Source organism: Chryseolinea sp. T2 (assembly GCF_037203685.1).
Taxonomy (GTDB): domain Bacteria; phylum Bacteroidota; class Bacteroidia; order Cytophagales; family Cyclobacteriaceae; genus Chryseolinea.
The window spans coordinates 528,020-546,546 of record NZ_JBBCAU010000003.1 but is presented as its reverse complement, the minus strand read 5'-3'; the positions used below and the strand labels follow the sequence as shown (position 1 = coordinate 546,546).

At 47.5% G+C, this 18,527-nt stretch carries 31 protein-coding genes; 30 read left to right on the top strand and 1 reads right to left on the bottom strand.

What is annotated here, in order from left to right:
* Position 1: 1 nt before the first annotated feature.
* The 30 genes from rplB (at position 2) to WBG78_RS12035 (ending at position 17,080) form a co-directional block, all read left to right on the top strand.
* Positions 2–829, top strand: a complete 828-nt coding sequence (gene rplB, locus WBG78_RS12180) for a 50S ribosomal protein L2 (RefSeq protein WP_337326701.1) — start codon at positions 2–4, stop codon at positions 827–829.
* A complete protein-coding gene (rpsS, locus tag WBG78_RS12175; RefSeq protein ID WP_337326700.1) occupies positions 829–1,107 on the top strand; it encodes a 30S ribosomal protein S19 in 279 nt (92 codons plus the stop codon). Before rplB ends, rpsS begins: the two co-directional genes overlap by 1 nt.
* A 2-nt stretch (positions 1,108–1,109) precedes the next feature.
* Positions 1,110–1,580, top strand: a complete 471-nt coding sequence (gene rplV / locus WBG78_RS12170; RefSeq protein WP_337326699.1) for a 50S ribosomal protein L22 — start codon at positions 1,110–1,112, stop codon at positions 1,578–1,580.
* The gene (gene rpsC, locus WBG78_RS12165) at positions 1,580–2,425 is read left to right on the top strand and encodes a 30S ribosomal protein S3 (RefSeq protein WP_337326698.1); all 846 of its coding nucleotides are present in this window, start codon (positions 1,580–1,582) and stop codon (positions 2,423–2,425) included. The genes rplV and rpsC overlap by 1 nt, the downstream gene beginning before the upstream one ends.
* Positions 2,426–2,496: 71 nt before the next feature.
* The gene (gene rplP / locus WBG78_RS12160) at positions 2,497–2,919 is read left to right on the top strand and encodes a 50S ribosomal protein L16 (RefSeq protein WP_025538658.1); all 423 of its coding nucleotides are present in this window, start codon (positions 2,497–2,499) and stop codon (positions 2,917–2,919) included.
* Between the two features lie 72 nt (positions 2,920–2,991).
* The gene (gene rpmC / locus WBG78_RS12155) at positions 2,992–3,186 is read left to right on the top strand and encodes a 50S ribosomal protein L29 (protein WP_337326697.1); all 195 of its coding nucleotides are present in this window, start codon (positions 2,992–2,994) and stop codon (positions 3,184–3,186) included.
* Positions 3,187–3,191: 5 nt separating this feature from the next.
* Positions 3,192–3,446 carry a 30S ribosomal protein S17 gene (rpsQ, locus tag WBG78_RS12150; RefSeq protein WP_337326696.1) on the top strand — a complete coding sequence of 85 codons (255 nt, stop codon included), beginning with the start codon at positions 3,192–3,194 and terminating at the stop codon, positions 3,444–3,446.
* Between the two features lie 2 nt (positions 3,447–3,448).
* Complete coding sequence (gene rplN / locus WBG78_RS12145) at positions 3,449–3,817, top strand: 50S ribosomal protein L14 (RefSeq protein ID WP_337326695.1); 369 nt, start codon at positions 3,449–3,451, stop codon at positions 3,815–3,817.
* 3 nt (positions 3,818–3,820) lie between these two features.
* Positions 3,821–4,177, top strand: a complete 357-nt coding sequence (gene rplX, locus WBG78_RS12140) for a 50S ribosomal protein L24 (RefSeq protein ID WP_337326694.1) — start codon at positions 3,821–3,823, stop codon at positions 4,175–4,177.
* Positions 4,177–4,734 carry a 50S ribosomal protein L5 gene (gene rplE / locus WBG78_RS12135; RefSeq protein ID WP_337326693.1) on the top strand — a complete coding sequence of 186 codons (558 nt, stop codon included), beginning with the start codon at positions 4,177–4,179 and terminating at the stop codon, positions 4,732–4,734. Before rplX ends, rplE begins: the two co-directional genes overlap by 1 nt.
* 3 nt (positions 4,735–4,737) lie before the next feature.
* Entirely contained in the window at positions 4,738–5,007 is a 270-nt protein-coding gene (gene rpsN, locus WBG78_RS12130; RefSeq protein ID WP_337326692.1) for a 30S ribosomal protein S14, read from the top strand.
* Between the two features lie 161 nt (positions 5,008–5,168).
* The gene (gene rpsH / locus WBG78_RS12125; RefSeq protein ID WP_337326691.1) at positions 5,169–5,567 is read left to right on the top strand and encodes a 30S ribosomal protein S8; all 399 of its coding nucleotides are present in this window, start codon (positions 5,169–5,171) and stop codon (positions 5,565–5,567) included.
* 10 nt (positions 5,568–5,577) lie between these two features.
* Positions 5,578–6,135, top strand: a complete 558-nt coding sequence (gene rplF, locus WBG78_RS12120) for a 50S ribosomal protein L6 (RefSeq protein WP_337326690.1) — start codon at positions 5,578–5,580, stop codon at positions 6,133–6,135.
* A gap of 62 nt (positions 6,136–6,197) precedes the next feature.
* Entirely contained in the window at positions 6,198–6,545 is a 348-nt protein-coding gene (gene rplR, locus WBG78_RS12115; RefSeq protein WP_337326689.1) for a 50S ribosomal protein L18, read from the top strand.
* Between the two features lie 12 nt (positions 6,546–6,557).
* On the top strand, positions 6,558–7,076 hold the full coding sequence (rpsE, locus tag WBG78_RS12110) for a 30S ribosomal protein S5 (RefSeq protein WP_025538643.1): 519 nt from the start codon (positions 6,558–6,560) through the stop codon (positions 7,074–7,076).
* A 5-nt stretch (positions 7,077–7,081) separates the two neighbouring features.
* Positions 7,082–7,261 (top strand): 50S ribosomal protein L30, encoded by a 180-nt coding sequence (gene rpmD, locus WBG78_RS12105; RefSeq protein ID WP_337326688.1) that lies wholly within the window; start codon positions 7,082–7,084, stop codon positions 7,259–7,261.
* A gap of 1 nt (position 7,262) precedes the next feature.
* A complete protein-coding gene (gene rplO / locus WBG78_RS12100; RefSeq protein ID WP_337326687.1) occupies positions 7,263–7,709 on the top strand; it encodes a 50S ribosomal protein L15 in 447 nt (148 codons plus the stop codon).
* Positions 7,709–9,025 (top strand): preprotein translocase subunit SecY, encoded by a 1,317-nt coding sequence (gene secY / locus WBG78_RS12095; RefSeq protein WP_337326686.1) that lies wholly within the window; start codon positions 7,709–7,711, stop codon positions 9,023–9,025. Before rplO ends, secY begins: the two co-directional genes overlap by 1 nt.
* Positions 9,026–9,031: 6 nt before the next feature.
* Positions 9,032–9,826: a type I methionyl aminopeptidase gene (gene map, locus WBG78_RS12090; RefSeq protein WP_337326685.1), complete on the top strand. Its 795-nt coding sequence runs from the start codon at positions 9,032–9,034 to the stop codon at positions 9,824–9,826.
* Positions 9,805–10,023: a translation initiation factor IF-1 gene (gene infA / locus WBG78_RS12085; RefSeq protein ID WP_073141607.1), complete on the top strand. Its 219-nt coding sequence runs from the start codon at positions 9,805–9,807 to the stop codon at positions 10,021–10,023. Before map ends, infA begins: the two co-directional genes overlap by 22 nt.
* A 103-nt stretch (positions 10,024–10,126) precedes the next feature.
* Entirely contained in the window at positions 10,127–10,243 is a 117-nt protein-coding gene (ykgO, locus tag WBG78_RS12080; protein ID WP_079690082.1) for a type B 50S ribosomal protein L36, read from the top strand.
* A 6-nt stretch (positions 10,244–10,249) separates the two neighbouring features.
* Complete coding sequence (rpsM, locus tag WBG78_RS12075) at positions 10,250–10,630, top strand: 30S ribosomal protein S13 (protein WP_337326684.1); 381 nt, start codon at positions 10,250–10,252, stop codon at positions 10,628–10,630.
* A 17-nt stretch (positions 10,631–10,647) separates the two neighbouring features.
* The gene (gene rpsK, locus WBG78_RS12070; RefSeq protein WP_337326683.1) at positions 10,648–11,046 is read left to right on the top strand and encodes a 30S ribosomal protein S11; all 399 of its coding nucleotides are present in this window, start codon (positions 10,648–10,650) and stop codon (positions 11,044–11,046) included.
* A 30-nt stretch (positions 11,047–11,076) separates the two neighbouring features.
* Positions 11,077–11,682 (top strand): 30S ribosomal protein S4, encoded by a 606-nt coding sequence (gene rpsD, locus WBG78_RS12065; RefSeq protein WP_337326682.1) that lies wholly within the window; start codon positions 11,077–11,079, stop codon positions 11,680–11,682.
* A gap of 29 nt (positions 11,683–11,711) precedes the next feature.
* Positions 11,712–12,701, top strand: a complete 990-nt coding sequence (locus WBG78_RS12060) for a DNA-directed RNA polymerase subunit alpha (RefSeq protein WP_337326681.1) — start codon at positions 11,712–11,714, stop codon at positions 12,699–12,701.
* 4 nt (positions 12,702–12,705) lie between these two features.
* Entirely contained in the window at positions 12,706–13,269 is a 564-nt protein-coding gene (gene rplQ / locus WBG78_RS12055) for a 50S ribosomal protein L17 (protein WP_337326680.1), read from the top strand.
* A gap of 243 nt (positions 13,270–13,512) precedes the next feature.
* Positions 13,513–14,622: a glutamine-hydrolyzing carbamoyl-phosphate synthase small subunit gene (gene carA / locus WBG78_RS12050; RefSeq protein WP_337326679.1), complete on the top strand. Its 1,110-nt coding sequence runs from the start codon at positions 13,513–13,515 to the stop codon at positions 14,620–14,622.
* A gap of 39 nt (positions 14,623–14,661) precedes the next feature.
* Positions 14,662–15,939: a phosphopyruvate hydratase gene (gene eno, locus WBG78_RS12045; RefSeq protein ID WP_337326678.1), complete on the top strand. Its 1,278-nt coding sequence runs from the start codon at positions 14,662–14,664 to the stop codon at positions 15,937–15,939.
* Between the two features lie 293 nt (positions 15,940–16,232).
* Entirely contained in the window at positions 16,233–16,526 is a 294-nt protein-coding gene (locus WBG78_RS12040) for an FtsB family cell division protein (RefSeq protein ID WP_337326677.1), read from the top strand.
* An 8-nt stretch (positions 16,527–16,534) separates the two neighbouring features.
* Positions 16,535–17,080 carry a hypothetical protein gene (locus tag WBG78_RS12035; protein ID WP_337326676.1) on the top strand — a complete coding sequence of 182 codons (546 nt, stop codon included), beginning with the start codon at positions 16,535–16,537 and terminating at the stop codon, positions 17,078–17,080.
* 54 nt (positions 17,081–17,134) lie between these two features.
* On the opposite strand, the gene WBG78_RS12030 is transcribed toward WBG78_RS12035, so the two are convergent.
* Complete coding sequence (locus WBG78_RS12030) at positions 17,135–18,223, bottom strand: Ldh family oxidoreductase (protein WP_337326675.1); 1,089 nt, start codon at positions 18,221–18,223, stop codon at positions 17,135–17,137.
* Positions 18,224–18,527 lie beyond the last annotated feature (304 nt).

Sequence of the window (18,527 nt, the reverse complement as noted above, 5' to 3'; positions counted from 1 at the left end):
GATGGCGCTAAAGAAATTAAAACCGATTACTGCGGGTACCAGACACAGACTCGCTACGTCATTCGACGACATCACTACGTCTACGCCTGAGAAGTCGCTGATCGTGACTACCATCAAGAAGACTGGTGGTCGTAACAGCAATGGACGCATGACAATGCGTTACATCGGCGGTGGTCATAAGCAGAAACTCAGATTGATCGACTTCAAACGCGACAAGACTGGAGTACCTGCAACTGTAAAGACTATTGAATATGATCCTACACGTTCGGCACGTATCGCGTTGCTGTACTACGTGGATGGTTCGAAAAGCTATATCATCGCTCCCGAAGGGTTGAAGGTTGGCCAGGAGGTTATCTCCGGCGCCGATGTAGCACCTGAAGTGGGCAATGCACTTCCGCTGGCAAAGATTCCTCTTGGTACAATCGTACACAACGTGGAAATGAAGCCAGGCAAAGGTGGTGCAATAGCGCGCAGTGCCGGATGTTTTGTTCAGTTGCTTGCCCGTGAGAACGGACTGGCTACTTTGAAGATGCCTTCAGGCGAGATGCGCAACGTAATGGAAGTTTGCATGGCTACGGTTGGTGCGACTTCTAACGCGGATCACATGAATGAAAGTGTAGGCAAGGCAGGTCGCAGCCGTTGGAGAGGTGTTCGTCCTCGCACGCGTGCTGTTGCTATGAACCCTGTTGATCACCCGATGGGTGGTGGTGAAGGTCGCGCATCTGGTGGACACCCTAGGTCACGCAAGGGTCTGTACGCTAAGGGTAAGAAGACCCGTCACCCTAAGAAATATTCTGATCGCCTAATCATTGCTAAGAGGAAAAAATAATGGGACGCTCAATTAAAAAAGGTCCGTATTGTGACCAACGCGTAGTTAAGAAGGTTGAGGCAACTGAGAAATCTGGAAAGAAATCAGTTATCAAGACCTGGTCACGCCGCTCGACGATTATACCTGAAATGATAGGTCATACATTCGCCGTGCACAATGGAAACAAGTTTATCCCGGTCTATGTAACAGAAAACATGGTCGGTCATAAGCTGGGTGAATTCGCCCCAACCAGAACGTTCCGCGGACACTCAGGAAATAAGAAAGATAACGCTAAGTAAGCATGGAAACTGTAGCGAAAAAGGAAAAGAAGTCGGTGTTGAAGCGCGCTAAGCGCGACGCCCGCAAAGAGGCGGCTAAGAATGGCCCCTCAGTAGCGAAGTTGAAGAACGTGCCTACGTCACCTCGCAAGATGCGTTTGGTAGCTGATCTTATTCGCGGCGAGCGTGTCAACAAGGCTCTCAATATTCTGAAATACGAACCAAAAGTTGGTGCGCCAAAATTGGAGAAATTGCTCTTGTCAGCAATCTCCAGCTGGGCAGCTAAGAATACTGATGTAAAGCTTGAAGATGCTGATCTCTTTGTAAAAGAGATCTTCGTCGATGGCGGCAGAATTCTGAAGCGTTTGAGACCCGCTCCACAGGGACGTGCGCACCGGGTGCGCAAGCGCTCTAACCACGTTACATTGATCGTGGATAGCCTTAAGAAGCAAGGCAGCGCCGAAACAACAACGACCGAAAACACCAAGGCATAATGGGACAAAAGATTAATCCTGTAGGTTTTAGATTGGGCATCGTACGCGGCTGGGATTCCAACTGGTACGGTGGAAAAACCTTCTCAGATAAGCTGGTAGAAGACCAGAAGATCAGAAAATACGTGGAGGCACGTATTCCCAAGGGTGGTATCGCTAAGGTGGTTATCGAAAGAACTCTTAAGCGCATAACGCTCACTATTCACACTGCACGTCCTGGTGTTGTTATCGGAAAAGGCGGTAACGAGGTTGATAAGATCAAGGAAGAGTTGAAGAAACTCACCAGCAAAGATGTTCAAATCAACATCTTTGAAATTAAGAGACCTGAACTTGATGCTAAGCTTGTAGGTGAATCCATCGCTCAGCAAATCGAGGCTCGTATCTCTTACAAGCGCGCTATGAAGCAGGCAATTGCTTCTGCGATGCGTGTAGGTGCAGAAGGAATCAAGATTAAATGTTCTGGCCGTTTGGCGGGTGCTGATATGGCGAGAACGGAACAGTATAAGGAAGGGCGTATTCCACTGCATACACTGCGCGGTGATATCGATTACGCCATTTCTGAATCGCAGACTGTATACGGTAAGATCGGCATCAAGGTGTGGATCTTCAAGGGTGAGATTTACGGCAAGCGCGACTTGTCGCCTAACGTAGGTGCAGCAAGCAATACCCAGGGCGGTGGACAGGGCCAGCAGCGCGGTGGTTCTGATCGTGGAGATCGTCGTGGTGGTGACCGTCGCAGAAATGAAGGTGGTGGTGACCGTCGTGGTGGCGACCGCGGAGGCGATCGTCGTGGTGGTGGTGGAGGTGGTGACCGTCGTGGCGGTGATAACCGTGGTCCAAGAAGGTAATTTTAAATGAATGTGAAACCTGTTGAGTGAGAGTCAGATCAACAAATCAACAGATCAACAAATAGATTAATATGCTACAGCCGAAGCGAACGAAATTCAGAAAGATGCAAAAGGGCCGTGTAAAGGGAATGGCCACTCGTGGGCATACCATTGCATTTGGATCCTTTGGATTGAAGGCTCTTGAAGGTGGCTGGATCACAGCACGCCAGCTTGAAGCAGCACGTATTGCGGTTACTCGCGCAATGAAGCGCGAAGGTCAGGTTTGGATCCGCATCTTCCCTGATAAGCCTGTAACACGCAAGCCTGCAGAGGTTCGTATGGGTAAAGGTAAAGGTGCTCCGGAATACTGGGTAGCCGTTATCAAGCCAGGAACTATCCTTTTCGAAGCTGGAGGCGTTAACATTGCTACTGCGAAAGAAGCGATGAAACTCGCCGAAGGTAAGCTTCCGATGAAGACGAAGTTCACGATCAAACGCGACTACGTAGAAAAATAAAGCACCATCCGGTGATTGGTTCGGACTGAAGGAGTCGATCAACTGGATACTAAGAACGACCAGATGAAAGGTATGAAAAACTCGGATATCAAAGCATTGAGCCTTGCGGAACTTAACGACAAGGTAAATGTTGAAAAGGAAGCCCTCCGTAAGATGCAGTTTGCTCACCAGGTAACTGCTATCGAGAACCCGATGAAACTTCGCGAGAGCCGCAAGTTGATCGCGCGCCTGAAAACTGAACAGAGAGCTAAAGAATTGCAAAAATAAGTCCCATGGAAAGGAACGATCGTAAAGAAAGGGTTGGCAAAGTGCTAAGCAACAAAATGCAGAAGACCATCACTGTTGCCGTTGACCGTAAGGTTAAACATCCTATCTATGGTAAGTTTGTGAATAAGACCACTAAGTTCAAGGCGCATGATGAAACCAACTCAGCCGGTATCGGTGACCTGGTTCGTATCATGGAAACACGTCCTTTGAGCAAGGACAAGCGTTGGAGATTAGTTGAAATAGTTGAAAAAGCTAAGTAATCATGATAACCACAGAATCAAGACTGACCGTCGCCGATAACAGCGGAGCCAAAGAAGTGCTCTGTATGCACGTGCTTGGTGGAACCAAAAGACGCTATGCTTCAGTTGGAGACAAGATCGTCGTGACTGTTAAGTCTGCCATGCCTAGCAGCCAGGTTAAGAAAGGAACCGTATCGAAGGCTGTGGTGGTGCGCACGACCAAGGAAGTAAGAAGAAAGGACGGATCTTATATCCGTTTTGAGGATAATGCTGCTGTATTGTTGAACGCTCAGGACGAGCCACGCGGAACCCGTATTTTCGGTCCCGTTGCCCGCGAGCTCAGAGAGAAGCAGTTCATGAAGATTGTTTCATTGGCACCAGAAGTTATTTAAGCCATGGAAAAGAAAGCAACCAAGAAGTTGAAGCTGCATATCAAGAAGGGCGATACTGTACAGGTGATTGCCGGCGACGATAAGAGCACAAAGGAAAGAGTAAGAACGGGCAAAGTGCTCGAAATCTTCCCTGAGAAGAACCGTGCCATTGTTGAGGGTATCAACATGATCACCAAGCACACTAAGCCGTCTGCAGGTAAGCCTGAAGGTGGTATCAAGAAGATCGAGGGCCCAGTGCACATCAGCAACCTGATGGTGGTGGATCCCGCTTCTGGCAAACCGACTCGCGTTGGACGCAAGGTGAACAGCAAAGGCAAGCTTCAGAGATTTTCAAAGAAAACCGGAGAATTTATCAAATAATGGCAACTCCAAGATTAAAGGAAAAGTACGTTGGTGAGATCGTTCCTGCCCTGAAGCAGAAGTTCTCATACAAGTCAATCATGCAGGTTCCCAAGATCGAGAAGATCTGTATCAACAAGGGTATGGGCGTGGCCGTTTCTGACAAGAAGCTCATCGATGTAGCTTTGGAGGAGATCACTACGATCTCTGGACAAAAAGCTGTATCGACAAAGTCAAAGAAGGCTATCTCGAACTTCAAACTTCGTGAGAATCAACCTATTGGTGTTCGCGTGACTCTTCGCGGCGACAAAATGTATGAATTCATGGACAGACTCATGAACATTGCATTACCTCGCGTTCGTGACTTCCGTGGCGTGTCATCTAAAGGTTTCGACGGCCGTGGTAACTATACCCTGGGCGTAAAAGAACAGATCATTTTCCCTGAGATTTCGATCGATAAGGTTACGAAGATCAGCGGTATGGATATTACTTTTGTAACAACGGCTCAGACGGATGAGGAAAGCTTCGAGCTTTTGAAAGCATTCGGAATGCCTTTCCAAAACAAGAATAACAACTAAGCAATGGCTAAATTATCAGTAATAGCTAGGCAGACTAAGCGCGAGAAACTGGTTGCAAACAACGCGGCTAAGCGTAAAGCCCTTAAGGAAGCTGGCGACTATGCGGCACTTGACAAACTGCCTCGCAACGCATCTCCTGTAAGATTGAAGAACCGTTGCAAGCTGACGGGTCGCCCCAAAGGATATATGGGTAAATTTGGAGTTTGCCGTAACGTATTTCGTGAGATGGCGTCAGCCGGAAAGATACCAGGGGTGACGAAGTCAAGCTGGTAATTTAACATACATATTGGTTGCTGAGTGTCAAGGTCAAACCCCGCATTTTGCGAGGGGCGAAACCAGATAACAGTTTGGATAATTGAAATTGTTCGATATCTTTGCAGCCCGGTTTTTAAACGCGGGCTTATTTATTATATAAGAATAAGGATAATAAAGCGATGACTGATCCTATTGCAGACTATTTAACCCGGTTGCGGAATGCCATAAAGGCGAACCACAGAGTGGTAGAAATCCCCGCATCCAACCTCAAGAAGGAGATAACAAAGGTGCTCTTCGATAAAGGGTTCATCCTGAATTACAAATTTGAGGATGGCGTAAACTACCAGGGCGTTATCAAGATCGCGCTCAAGTACAATCCCGAGACGAAGGAATCAGCGATCACATCGCTGGAAAGAATCAGTACACCTGGTTTGCGTAAGTATACAGGAACTGACACGATGCCGCGCGTTATGAACGGCCTCGGTGTTGCAATCCTGTCGACTTCGAAGGGTGTTATCACTGACAAGGAAGCCCGTTCAATGAACGTGGGTGGAGAAGTATTGTGCTACGTATATTAATTCAGGAGCCATGTCACGTATAGGTAAACAACCCATCACATTGCCCAAGGGCGTAACATTCAGCTTTTCTAAAGAGAAGAGCTCTGTTTCTGTAAAGGGTCCTAAAGGCGAACTGCATCAGCAGATCGATCCTGAGTTTGTTATCAAACATGAGGATGTTACAGTGACCGTTGAGCGTCCTTCAGACCAGAAGCATCACAAGTCAATGCATGGTTTGTACCGCGCTTTGATAGCTAACATGGTTGAAGGTGTATCTAAAGGATACCGCCACCAGTTGGAACTTGTAGGTGTTGGTTATAAGGCATCTGCTCAGTCAAATGTTCTCGAACTTAGCTTAGGTTATTCACACAACGTTTTTCTTGCAATCCCCTCTGAAATTAAAGTTCAGGCGATGCAGGAGAAAGGTCAGAACCCTACCATCATTCTTGAGGGAATTGACAAGCAATTGATCGGTCAGGTAGCAGCGAAATTGAAGTCGCTCCGTAAGGTTGAGCCTTACAAGGGCAAGGGTATTCGCTTCACTGGTGAGTATGTACGCAGAAAAGCTGGTAAGGCTGCTGCTAAGTAAGAATAACGGATAAAGGAAATAGACGCGAAAGCGGAATACATCATAGAATAAAGCATTGATCTATGGCAGGTAAGAACATCGAAAGAAGAGAGCGGATTAAGAAAGGTGTCCGTAAGAAAATAAGCGGTACCACGGATCGTCCGCGCTTGTCGGTTTTCCGTTCGAATACGGGCCTCTATGTACAGGTAATCGACGACCTTAAAGGCACAACAATCGCTTCAGCTTCAACTGCAGAGTTGGGCCTGAAGAAGCTTAACCAGGAAACATCTAAGAACGTCGGTAAGAAGATTGCCGAAAAGGCAAAGGCATCAGGCGTTGAGACTATTGTCTTCGATCGCAACGGATACCTGTATCATGGAAATATCAAAGCCCTGGCTGAAGGTGCCCGGGAAGGTGGACTAAAATTCTAAGAAACTGAAAGTATGTCAGTAAGCACTATCAGCACAGTAAAAGCAAGTGAGATCGATCTGAAAGAGCGCGTAGTAGCCATCGAGCGTGTTGCTAAGGTGGTGAAAGGTGGTCGTCGTTTCAGCTTCGCTGCGATCGTGGTCGTAGGAGACGGTAACGGCGTTGTTGGGTACGGTCTTGGAAAGGCTAATGAAGTAACCGACGCTATAACCAAAGGTATCGACGATGCTAAGAAGCACCTTGTAAAGGTTCCTATCATTAAAGGTACTGTTCCTCACGAGTCGATTGGAAAATTCGGTGGTGGACTGGTATTGCTTAAGCCTGCTTCGCCTGGTACAGGTGTTATCGCAGGTGGTGCAATGCGCGCAGTGCTGGAGAGCGCCGGCGTACACAACGTGTTGGCGAAGTCGAAAGGATCTTCTAACCCGCACAACGTGGTTAAGGCAACTTTCAAGGCTTTGACTGGAATGCGCGATGCATTTACCATCGCTAAGAACCGCGGCGTATCATTGTCTAAAGTATTTAACGGCTAAGGCTCATGGGTAAGGTACAGATCACACAAACGAGAAGCACCATCAAGAGACCTGAAACGCAGATCCGTACGATCAAGGCGTTGGGACTTGGTAAGCTCAATAGAACCGTTGAAGTGGAGCTCACGCCCCAGATCGCCGGTATGATTGCAAAAGTGAATCATTTGATTTCCGTAAAAGAGATATAAGATGAAACTCCACACACTTAAACCTGCGGAAGGTTCTGTAAAAACGAACAAGCGCCTTGGCCGTGGTCAGGGTTCTGGCGGAAGCACAGCTGGTCGTGGTCACAAGGGTGCGCAGTCGCGCTCTGGTAACTCTGCAAAGGCTGGCTTCGAAGGTGGTCAGATGCCATTGCAGCGTCGTGTTCCCAAGTTCGGTTTCAAGAACAACAATAAGGTATATTTCAAGGCAGTTAACCTTGACGTGCTCGAAAGCCTGGCTGAAAAGACTAAGGGCGGTGCACTCAGCATCCAGGTGCTCGTGGACAACGGTATCGTTGGAAAGAATGACAAGGTAAAGGTACTTGGCAGAGGCGAACTGAAGTCAAAGGTTTCTGTTGAAGCGCATGCCTTCTCGGCATCAGCAACACAGGCGATTGAAAAATCAGGGGGCACAGCCACAACCGTGAAATAATGAAACGATTCTTTCAGACCATAAGGAATATCTTTTCGATCGAAGACCTCCGGGTAAGGATCCTGAACACCATTGGTTTTCTGGTGATCTTCCGCCTTGGGTCATATGTGGTGCTTCCAGGTATTAATCCTAATCTCCTGGATCCTTCCCGTAACTCGACTGGTATTCTCGGATATCTGAACAACTTCCTCGGAGGTGCATTCAACAATGCTTCAATATTTGCATTGGGTATCATGCCGTATATCTCGGCATCGATCATCGTGCAGCTCCTTTCCTTTGCAGTGCCGTACTTCCAGAAATTACAGAAGGAGGGCGACTCTGGCAGAAAGAGACTTAATCAGTACACTCGTGTACTTACAATTTTCATAACGATCTTCCAGGGATACAGCTACCTCAAAGGTGCTGTTGATCCTGCAGTGATCGCGAACCCTAGCCCGTTCTTTTACATCACCAGCGTATTCATTCTGATCGCCGGCACGATGTTCTGTATGTGGCTTGGCGAGCGTATCACTGATAAAGGCATCGGTAACGGTATCTCTATGCTGATCATGATTGGTATCGTGTCGCGTCTTCCGCTGGCTCTGCTATCGGAGATTGATGCCAAGTTCCCGGGCAACGCAATCTTCTTCATCGTTGAATTGTTTGTTCTGTTCGGAATCGTGGTTGCTGTAATTGCACTCACACAGGCTACGCGTCGTATTCCAATTCAGTATGCCAAGCAGGTTATTGGTAACAAACTTTATGGCGGAAAGCGCGACTTCATTCCTTTGAAGTTGAACTCTGCCGGTGTAATGCCAATCATCTTTGCCCAGGCATTGATGTTCTTCCCGACACTGATTTCGGGTATGTTCAGAGACAGTGATGTTGGTGCCTATATCAGCTCAACGTTCTCTGATCCTTACTCATGGCAGTACAGTCTGTTGTTTGCTTCAATGATTTTGATCTTCACGTTCTTCTACACGGCGATCACGATCAACTCAAACGACATTGCTGATAACCTGAAGAGAAACGGTGGATTTGTTCCTGGTGTGAAGCCAGGCAAGCAGACCGCTGAGTTTATAGATACAGTTCTTTCAAGAATTACTTTGCCTGGTGCATTGTTCCTGGCCGCTATAGCGATACTTCCTGCATTTGCAGTGAAGGCAGGTGTGGGCCAAAACTTCGCACAGTTTTTCGGTGGTACGTCTCTGTTGATCCTCGTTGGTGTGGTACTCGATACCCTGCAACAGATTGAGAGCTATCTGCTGATGAGACACTATGAAGGAATGATGAAGTCTGGCAGAGTAAAAGGACGTTCTCAATTTGCTGCAGCCTGATGCTGAATGGTGCACTTAAAGACTGAGGAGGAGATTCAGATCATTAAAGAGGGAGCCCAGATTTTGGGTAAAGCTCACGGGGAGATTGCCAGGTTAGTAAAGCCTGGTGTCAAGACGAAGGATCTGGACAAACTTGCAGAGGAGTACATCAGAGATAATGGAGCGATACCGTCGTTCAAGAACTATAATGGTTTTCCGGCGGCACTTTGTATCTCGGTTAACGAGGTGGTGGTTCACGGTTTCCCTGGTGATTATGTACTTAAGGATACCGACATCATTTCAGTTGATTGTGGTGTGTACTACAAGGGATTTCATAGTGACTCGGCCTACACTTACCCGTTAGAGAAGGTGGATGCTGAGACCCTCCAGTTGCTGAGCCGGACGTATGATTCGCTATATCTGGGCATTGCCCAGGCGAAAGCGGGAAACCGGATCGGCGATGTAAGTCATGCGATTCAGAGTTACGTCGAAGACTTTGGTTACGGCGTAGTTCGCGAGTTGGTGGGACACGGTGTGGGAAAGAAGCTTCATGAAGAGCCCGAGGTTCCGAACTACGGTAAACGCGGGAAGGGAGTGAAGATCGTCGCGGGGATGGTGTTCGCGATTGAACCGATGATCAACCGCGGGACCAGAAATGTGGTCCAGGAGCGTGACGGATGGACGATCAGAACATCAGATAGAAAGCCGTCGGCCCATTTTGAGCATACGGTGGCTGTAAAGGAAGAGGTGACGGAGATATTGACGACGCATAAGTATATAGAAGAAAATTATCCATATAAGTGGCGAAGCAAAAGTCAATAGAACAGGACGGTACGATCTCGGAAGCATTGTCGAACGCCATGTTCCGCGTTCAGCTTGAAAACGGGCACGAAGTTCTGGCTCACATTTCCGGAAAGATGAGGATGCACTACATCCGAATCCTGCCGGGCGACAGAGTGAGACTTGAAATGTCTCCATACGATTTGACAAAAGGTCGGATTGTATTCAGGTACAAGTAAGAGGAATAACAAAGCTGGGTTGATACGAAAGTGGTCAGCCTCGCAGAAATGATAAGGCGATTGCATTGACCCTAACAAGTTGGTGCAGATAACACTTAAAACGATGAAAGTTAAAGCATCCATCAAAAAGCGCAGTGCCGATTGCAAGATCATTCGTCGCAAGGGCAAACTGTATGTTATTAACAAGAAGAATCCTAGGTATAAACAAAGACAAGGTTAAAATACTATGGCACGTATAGCTGGTGTAGACATTCCGGATAACAAGCGAGGCGAAATCAGCCTTACTTACATTTTTGGCATTGGCCGCAGGTCAGCGCAGAAAATTTTGTCGGATGCGAACGTAAACCTCGATAAGAAGGTAAAAGAATGGAACGACGAAGAGTCGAATGCCATTCGTGCGATCATCGCAGAGAAGTTCCGGATCGAAGGCTCACTGAAATCTGAGATTCAGTTGAGCATCAAGCGTCTCATGGACATCGGATGTTATCGTGGACTTCGTCATCGTAAGGGTCTGCCGGTTCGCGGTCAGACGACGAAAAACAACGCGCGTACTCGTAAGGGTAAGCGTAAGACTGTAGCGAACAAGAAGAAGGCAACTAAAGGTTAATAGATAAACTTTTCACAATGGCGACTACTGAAAAGAGAAAAGACAAGGCAAAGAAGCGCACCGTAAACGTTGAGGCTGTTGGCCATGCGCACATACGTGCTACGTTCAACAACATCATCATTTCGATGACTAACACGACTGGCCAGGTTATCTCCTGGGCGTCTGCGGGTAAGATGGGATTCAAAGGATCCAAGAAGAATACCCCATACGCTGCTCAGGTAGCTGCCCAGGACTGTGCTTCAAAGGCATTTGAACAGGGACTTCGTAAAGTGGAGGTTTTTGTAAAAGGCCCGGGCGCCGGACGTGAGTCTGCGATCCGTACTATTCAGGGTTCAGGCATTGAGATAACAGCAATTCGCGACGTTACTCCGCTGCCCCACAATGGTTGCCGTCCTCCTAAGAAAAGAAGAGTTTAAGAAAGTAAGCAAGAATAACACAAGGTTATCATGGCAAGATACACAGGCCCTAAAGTTAGAATTTCAAGACGTTTCAATGAGCCGATTCTAGGCGAGAACAAAGCACTTCAGAAGAAGAGCTATGCTCCTGGACAGCACGGTCGTGGAAAAAAGCGCAAGCAGTCTGAATACGCAACGCAGCTTGCGGAAAAGCAAAAGGCCAAGTACATCTACGGACTTCTCGAGCGCCAGTTTGCTAAGGTATTCGAGAAAGCTTCCCGCAAGAAGGGTGTAACAGGTGAGGTGTTGCTTCAGTTGCTCGAGTCAAGACTCGACAACACTGTATACCGCCTGGGTATCGCACCGACAAGACGCGCAGCGCGTCAGCTGGTTTTGCATAAGCACATTTTGGTTAATGGCGATGTTGTTAATATTGGTTCTTTCAGCCTGCGTCCTGGAGATGTAGTGGAAGTTCGCGAGCGTTCAAAGTCTCTCGAAGTAATCACCAACAGCCTTTCGATCCAGGGTGCCAAGAAGTATAACTGGCTGGAGTGGAACGATGGAGAAATGTCGGGTAAATTGATCAACCTTCCGCCGCGTACTGATATTCCTGAGAATATCAATGAGCAGCTCATCGTTGAATTGTACTCGAAGTAATTTTAACTTTAACAGTTAACAACATCACTATGTCAATATTAGCATTTCAAATGCCAGAGAAGGTAGCGATGGAAAAGGCCGATGACTTCCATGGGCTTTTTACATTCAAACCGCTGGAAAAGGGATATGGCGTAACGATTGGTAACGCCCTGAGACGGATTCTGCTTTCATCATTGGAAGGGTATGCCATCACGGGCATCAAGATTCCAGGTGTATTGCACGAATTCTCTACGATCGAGGGTGTTGTTGAAGATGTGGCAGAAATTATCCTCAACCTGAAAATGGTGAGGTTCAAGAAGGTAGCTGATTCATTCGATAGCAAAGTTACCGTTAACATACGCAAGCAGAAGCAGTTCAAAGCTGGTGACATCACCAAGTTCTCATCTGCTTTCGAGATCCTCAATCCGGATCACGTGATCTGTAACATCGACGAATCTGCTCAGTTCGAAATTGAGTTGACGATCGAAAGAGGAAGAGGCTATCTCCCTGCAGAAGAAAACAAACCAACGGAACAGGTATTCGGATTCATTCCGATCGATGCCATCTTCACGCCAATTAAGAACGTGAAGTACAGCGTTGAAAACACCCGCGTTGAACAAAAGACTGACTACGAAAAGCTCGTGGTGGATATTGAGACGGATGGTTCAATCCATCCTGAGAAGGCGCTTGAAGGCGCGGCACACATCCTGATCAAGCACTTCGCCCTGTTCTCTGACAAGTCGATGGAACTTGAGACTGGAAAAGATGCTGAAGTTGAGCAGGTGGACGAAGAAATGCTTCATATGCGCAAGCTGTTGAAGACGCCTCTTCACGACCTCGATCTTTCAGTACGTGCTTACAACTGCCTCAAGGCAGCAGACGTGAAGTCTCTCGGAGACCTCGTCCAGCTTGAGATTTCTGATATGATGAAGTTCAGAAACTTCGGAAAGAAGTCTCTGGCCGAGCTTGAGCAACTCGTAGCGGAGAAGAACCTTACTTTCGGTATGGATCTCTCCAAGTATAAACTCGAAGAAGACTAAGGAAATGAGACACGGTAAGAAAGTTAATCACTTGAGCAGGACGTCGTCGCACAGGCACGCACTGCTTTCGAACATGGCCTCTTCGCTGATCCTCAACAAGAGAATCACGACGACCGTTGCCAAGGCAAAGGCCCTGAGAAAGTATGTTGAGCCTCTGCTCACTAAGGCAAAGGATGATACTACGCATTCAAGAAGAACAGTGTTCTCGTACCTCCAGAACAAAGAGTCAGTGAAGACATTGTTCGGTGAAGTGGCTTCGAAGATTGCTGACAGACCAGGTGGATACACACGCATCATTAAGATGGGAGACGTTCGCCAGGGTGATAACGCCGAAATGTGCCTCATCGAACTCGTAGACTTCAACACGCTTTACACTAAGGATGGCGCAGCGAAGAAAGCGAAGACAAGAAGAAGCCGCCGTGGTGGCAAGAAGGCTGATGGTGTATCCGATGCAGAAGTTGTAGCAGATGCATCGGCAGAAGCCAAGCCAGCAGCAGAGGAGAAGAAGCCTAAAAAAGCCGCAGCTCCCAAGAAGACCGCTACTAAAAAAGCGAAGGACAAAGAATAAGTGACTAACAGCATCACATATAAAGAGGGATTGGACTTTTGTTCAATCCCTTTTTTTTAGCCCTAAGTATTTAGTCCTGAGTCCTTAGTTTGGTTACCAGTACTCTGAGTCCATAGTTGCGCCCATGTACCCTACATCTTCTAAGGTCTCTCTAAGTACTAAAAACCCACTCAGGACTAAGGACTCAGGACTCAGGACTATTATCTAGGACTAGATTTATAATATCTTACTTTTGTACACGCTATGCAGAAAAAAGCTTACCTACTTCTTGAAGATGGCCTCCTGGTGGAGGGAAAGGCCATTGGTAAAATCGGTACCTCAGGTGGTGAGATCTGTTTCAACACAGGTATGACGGGATATCAGGAGATTTATACTGATCCTTCATACTATGGACAGATCGTTGTAAATACGACAGCGCACATTGGTAACTATGGTGGCTTCGATCTCGAACAGGAGTCAGAAGCACCAAAAATTGCAGGACTTGTCGTGAATGAATTTGCGCAGGAGTACAGCCGTAAATCGGCCACTGAAAGCCTGCAGAAATATCTTGAGCGTCACAACGTAGTTGGCATCTCAGATGTCGACACGCGTATGCTGGTTCGTTACATCAGAAGCAAGGGAGCAATGAATGCAATCATTTCTTCTGAACTTTCTCCGGAGGAACTTCGTGAGCGAATCAAAACGGTTCCGTCCATGAACGGACTCGAATTGTCTTCGGTAGTGACGACGAAAGAGATCTATTATGCTGGCGACCCGAATGCAACGGTACGGGTAGCTGTACTCGATCTTGGTATCAAGAAAAGCATACTCGACAACCTCGCTGCGAGAGGATGTTACTGCAAAGTATTCCCTGCCAAAACACCTTTCGAGGAATTGGCCGCATGGAAGCCCGACGGCTACTTCATCTCCAATGGCCCTGGCGATCCGTCAGTGATGGACTATGCGATTGAGACCGTTAAGAAAACGCTTGATACCGACAAGGCAGTATTTGGTATATGCCTCGGACATCAGGTCATGGCATTGGCATCAGGTATCTCAACATACAAGATGCACCATGGTCATCGCGGGTTAAATCACCCGGTTAAGAACATCATTACAGGTAAGGGAGAAATGACGTCTCAGAACCATGGCTTCTCTGTAAGCGAAAAAGATATTGAAAAGAACCCCGAAGTCGAGGTGACTCACGTGCATCTGAACGACGGAACGATCATGGGCTTCAGACTTAAGAACAAGAAGGCGTTCTGTGTGCAGTATCACCCGGAAGCATCTCCCGGTCCTCACGATTCGCGCTACCTTTTCGATCAGTTCATTGCTATGATCAAGGCCCCTGTCACTGAACACGCCACAGCATAAAGACTTAACCAATCATCAATCCATAACCAATTTTTCTGTATGAGTTTAATTGAGAGCATTCACGCACGTCAGATCCTTGACAGCCGCGGCAATCCGACCATCGAAGTAGATGTGGTCACTGAGTCAGGTGCTTTTGGACGTGCTGCAGTTCCTTCTGGTGCATCAACCGGAACGCACGAAGCGGTTGAATTACGCGACGGTGACAAGAAGAAGTTTCTTGGCAAGGGTGTGTTAAAGGCCGTAGAAAATGTCAATACAAAGATCTCGGCTGAAGTTGTTGGATTCGATGTGTTTGAACAGAACCTTCTCGACAAGATCATGATCGATTTGGATGGTACACCTAACAAAGCAAAGTTGGGAGCTAATGCTATCCTCGGAACATCATTGGCAATTGCTAAGGCTGGTGCAATGGAAGCTGGCATGCCACTGTATCGTTACATCGGCGGTGTAAGCGCTAATACTTTGCCAGTGCCAATGATGAACATTCTTAATGGTGGTAGCCACGCAGACAATGCTATTGATTTTCAGGAATTCATGGTAATGCCCGTAGGTGCAGCTTCGTTCTCTGAAGCTCTCCGTATGGGTGCTGAAGTATTTCATACACTAAAGAAAGTATTGCACGATAAAGGATTGTCAACTAACGTTGGCGACGAAGGTGGATTTGCTCCAAACCTCTCTTCGAACGAGGAAGCTATCGAAGTCGTATTGAAGGCAATCGAGAAGGCAGGCTTCAAGCCAGGATCAGACATGTTCATTGCACTCGATCCTGCGGCATCTGAATTCTACGATCCCAAGGCGAAGGTTTATCACTTCAAGAAATCATCAGGCAAGAAATTGAAGCCTGCAGAGATGGCGGAGTACTGGACGAACTGGGCAAAGAAATATCCTATCATCTCTCTTGAAGATGGTATGGCCGAAGATGACTGGGCTGGCTGGAAGGCTCTCACAGACAGCATCGGCGACAAGGTTCAGCTCGTTGGTGATGACCTGTTTGTGACCAATGTAAAACGCCTTCAGAAGGGTATCGACGATGGCATTGCAAACGCGATCCTCATCAAGGTAAATCAGATCGGTTCCCTGACCGAAACAATTGACGCTGTGAACCTTGCAAAACGCAACGGCTACAAGAGTGTAATGTCTCACCGCTCAGGCGAGACTGAAGACAGCACGATTGCTGACCTTGCAGTGGCTTTGAACACAGGCCAGATCAAGACCGGTTCTGCATCCCGTTCCGATAGAATGGCGAAGTACAATCAACTCATCCGCATCGAGGAAGAGCTGGGAGAGATCGCTTATTTCCCGGGCAAGAAGATGTAATTGCTGATCGTCAAACTGAAAATAGAGAAGCCATCGCAACATATGCGATGGCTTTTTTCGTTTTATCTATGATCGCTTTAAACTTTGGGTCGTGAAAACGTGTCAGTTAGGTAGGAGCGCCGAATGCTTTTCATGGCTGGAACGAGTCGGCCTTTAAAAGACAATTGCCGGGCTGGTGATCCATTTAAGTAAGAGCCGCGGGCCTCTTGCAAGGGTCCTTGTTGCATGTTCCTGGTGAACGGGCTTTCAGGCAATAGAATAATTTTGATTATCTTGTGGTACTTTTTTAACGTATGCTTAAGAGAATCCCCAAACTGTTTAAGAACTTTTACTTTTTGACAACGTTCTTGTTTGTCTTCTGGATGATTGCACTTGATTCGAATAACGTTTTCACTCGCCATGAATTGAGCTCTAAGCTCGGCCGTCTTGAAGATGAGCAGGAGTACTACGTAGAGAAGATCCAGGAAGTGAAGAAGGACCACGATGAGCTTTTTGGTGACCGCGCATCACTCGAGAAGTTTGCCCGTGAAAAGTACCTGATGAAGAAGGAGTCAGAAGATATTTTCATCGTAGAGGAAACAGAATAAATATTGTCATGAAGAAGTTCGTCCTGGTATCAATGCTCTGCGCATGCGCATCAATGGCATTTGCGCAGTGGGGGGAAGAAGAGATGATAGACAAGCCGAAGTTCCGTGATCGCGTTTTTACTGGTGGCGGTATTGGAGCGGCGTTTAACAGTTATAACGACTTCATTTCTGTGTCTCCTCTGGTTGGTGTTGCTGTAACGCCGAAGCTGGCAACAGGCGTTCAGTTTATTTACCGCTACACCAAGTACAAATACACCAATGCTCCTGACATCACTACGAACGACTTTGGTATCAGTCCATTTGTACGTTTTCAGGTCTATGGACCTTTCTTCCTGCACGGCGAATACGAATATCTAAACTACCAGACCTATAACAGAAACGGCGAACTCATTCGGACGGGATTTAACAGTATTATGGCCGGCGGTGGAATCTTTCAACCCGTCGGACGCAGAGCTGGACTTTTTCTGCTTGCGCTGTATAACTTCAGCTACCAGGACAATTCACCCTACAGCACCCCATTAGTTCTTCGCGCTGGCATCACTGCCGGGTTTTAGAAATTTTACCGCTGGCATTCATATTTATATCCGGATTTACACTGGATCGAACTATCATGCCTGACTGAAAGGTATCTGCAGCCGCTTGCCAAGATCTTCCAGGTCGTCGACGACTTTCTGATTTAAAGGTATTCCCTCCTCCACACGCTGTGCATGCAAGGTCCTTTCAGGATCACCAGGAATAATCACGCTGTCCTGTCCATCGACAGTTGCTGCTGAACGAAAGCGACGGATCCAGTTGTCCATATGATTCTTGAACTCAACGGCTGGCCTAAACGCATCGACGCGCATGGCTCCAAAGAAGTGGCCAATGCCTTCGCCAACTGGATCATTTGGAGGTTCGAGGAAGGCAACGAACGGCGGGACCCACGGCCCGTAGTTGGCGCCTGATAATACCGCTGAAAAGATGTCCACCCATGCGCCAAGACAGAAGCCCTTGTGACTTCCGTGTTCCCGGTCGCTTCCAAGTGGTATAAGAGCGCCCCCCTGTCTCGTTTCGTTCGGGTTGGTTGTAGGTTCTCCGGAGCTGGTCTGAACCCAACCCAACGGTGCTAATTGATTTTTTCGCTGAAGGATTTCAAGTTTGCCGTTCGCTGCAGTCGTTGTGGCAAAGTCTGCCACGAAAGGAGGCTGTTCATTTGCAGGGATGGCTACGGCGATGGGATTGGTCCCTAAAAGGCGTTCGATTGAAAAAGTGGGAGCAACCAATGGGCTCGCGTTTGTCATGGCGATGCCAATCATGTCGTGCGGCAAAGCCATCATGGCATGATACCCGGCAATTCCGAAGTGATTCGAATTCTTAACACTAACCCAGCCTGTACCTACCAACCGCGCCTTACTAATAGCTATCTCCATTGCTTTGGGCGCCACCACAAGTCCGAGGCCCTTATCTCCATCAACCACTGCCGTACTGGGAGTTTCATGCACAACGCTGATCCTGGGGGCGCAATTAACGCGACCCTTTTCCCACAGCCGCACATACCCGGATAACCTGGCAATGCCATGCGAATCTATACCGCGAAGGTCGGCCCGCAACAGGACATCCGTCGCAAGGGTAGCTTCTTCTGTACTGCATCCAATGCGTGTGAAAATTGAATGAGCAAATTGGTGTAGCGACTGATAAGAGTATACAGGATCTGTCATTCGGCAAATATAGGAGTTATGCCCGGTCGTCAATGTTTGGTTTTATAAGCTAATCAGAGCAACATATCTATGGGTTCATAGAGTATGGGGAGCGTCCAGAGATCACAGCGCCTTCCCTTAAGGTCATCCGACCTGTTCCAATATCATGCACGGAATTAACTGGCTATTTGCCATTAGGGTCGCCAGAAGGAAAATGACGTGCGTGTATTTATAGTAATTTCGAAATGAAAGCCGCCTCTCCTTTTTTGCGGTCTAGAATGATTTTTTTTAACAAGGCGCTATTTGTTGCCCGTTTCCCCAAATA

Coding starts and splice junctions, on each gene's coding strand:
- rplB (WP_337326701.1), top strand. CDS start 2: ATGGCGCTAAAGAAATTAAAACCGATTACTGCGGGTACCAGACACAGA.
- rpsS (WP_337326700.1), top strand. CDS start 829: ATGGGACGCTCAATTAAAAAAGGTCCGTATTGTGACCAACGCGTAGTT.
- rplV (WP_337326699.1), top strand. CDS start 1,110: ATGGAAACTGTAGCGAAAAAGGAAAAGAAGTCGGTGTTGAAGCGCGCT.
- rpsC (WP_337326698.1), top strand. CDS start 1,580: ATGGGACAAAAGATTAATCCTGTAGGTTTTAGATTGGGCATCGTACGC.
- rplP (WP_025538658.1), top strand. CDS start 2,497: ATGCTACAGCCGAAGCGAACGAAATTCAGAAAGATGCAAAAGGGCCGT.
- rpmC (WP_337326697.1), top strand. CDS start 2,992: ATGAAAAACTCGGATATCAAAGCATTGAGCCTTGCGGAACTTAACGAC.
- rpsQ (WP_337326696.1), top strand. CDS start 3,192: ATGGAAAGGAACGATCGTAAAGAAAGGGTTGGCAAAGTGCTAAGCAAC.
- rplN (WP_337326695.1), top strand. CDS start 3,449: ATGATAACCACAGAATCAAGACTGACCGTCGCCGATAACAGCGGAGCC.
- rplX (WP_337326694.1), top strand. CDS start 3,821: ATGGAAAAGAAAGCAACCAAGAAGTTGAAGCTGCATATCAAGAAGGGC.
- rplE (WP_337326693.1), top strand. CDS start 4,177: ATGGCAACTCCAAGATTAAAGGAAAAGTACGTTGGTGAGATCGTTCCT.
- rpsN (WP_337326692.1), top strand. CDS start 4,738: ATGGCTAAATTATCAGTAATAGCTAGGCAGACTAAGCGCGAGAAACTG.
- rpsH (WP_337326691.1), top strand. CDS start 5,169: ATGACTGATCCTATTGCAGACTATTTAACCCGGTTGCGGAATGCCATA.
- rplF (WP_337326690.1), top strand. CDS start 5,578: ATGTCACGTATAGGTAAACAACCCATCACATTGCCCAAGGGCGTAACA.
- rplR (WP_337326689.1), top strand. CDS start 6,198: ATGGCAGGTAAGAACATCGAAAGAAGAGAGCGGATTAAGAAAGGTGTC.
- rpsE (WP_025538643.1), top strand. CDS start 6,558: ATGTCAGTAAGCACTATCAGCACAGTAAAAGCAAGTGAGATCGATCTG.
- rpmD (WP_337326688.1), top strand. CDS start 7,082: ATGGGTAAGGTACAGATCACACAAACGAGAAGCACCATCAAGAGACCT.
- rplO (WP_337326687.1), top strand. CDS start 7,263: ATGAAACTCCACACACTTAAACCTGCGGAAGGTTCTGTAAAAACGAAC.
- secY (WP_337326686.1), top strand. CDS start 7,709: ATGAAACGATTCTTTCAGACCATAAGGAATATCTTTTCGATCGAAGAC.
- map (WP_337326685.1), top strand. CDS start 9,032: ATGGTGCACTTAAAGACTGAGGAGGAGATTCAGATCATTAAAGAGGGA.
- ykgO (WP_079690082.1), top strand. CDS start 10,127: ATGAAAGTTAAAGCATCCATCAAAAAGCGCAGTGCCGATTGCAAGATC.
- rpsM (WP_337326684.1), top strand. CDS start 10,250: ATGGCACGTATAGCTGGTGTAGACATTCCGGATAACAAGCGAGGCGAA.
- rpsK (WP_337326683.1), top strand. CDS start 10,648: ATGGCGACTACTGAAAAGAGAAAAGACAAGGCAAAGAAGCGCACCGTA.
- rpsD (WP_337326682.1), top strand. CDS start 11,077: ATGGCAAGATACACAGGCCCTAAAGTTAGAATTTCAAGACGTTTCAAT.
- WBG78_RS12060 (WP_337326681.1), top strand. CDS start 11,712: ATGTCAATATTAGCATTTCAAATGCCAGAGAAGGTAGCGATGGAAAAG.
- rplQ (WP_337326680.1), top strand. CDS start 12,706: ATGAGACACGGTAAGAAAGTTAATCACTTGAGCAGGACGTCGTCGCAC.
- carA (WP_337326679.1), top strand. CDS start 13,513: ATGCAGAAAAAAGCTTACCTACTTCTTGAAGATGGCCTCCTGGTGGAG.
- eno (WP_337326678.1), top strand. CDS start 14,662: ATGAGTTTAATTGAGAGCATTCACGCACGTCAGATCCTTGACAGCCGC.
- WBG78_RS12040 (WP_337326677.1), top strand. CDS start 16,233: ATGCTTAAGAGAATCCCCAAACTGTTTAAGAACTTTTACTTTTTGACA.
- WBG78_RS12035 (WP_337326676.1), top strand. CDS start 16,535: ATGAAGAAGTTCGTCCTGGTATCAATGCTCTGCGCATGCGCATCAATG.
- WBG78_RS12030 (WP_337326675.1), bottom strand. CDS start 18,223: ATGACAGATCCTGTATACTCTTATCAGTCGCTACACCAATTTGCTCAT.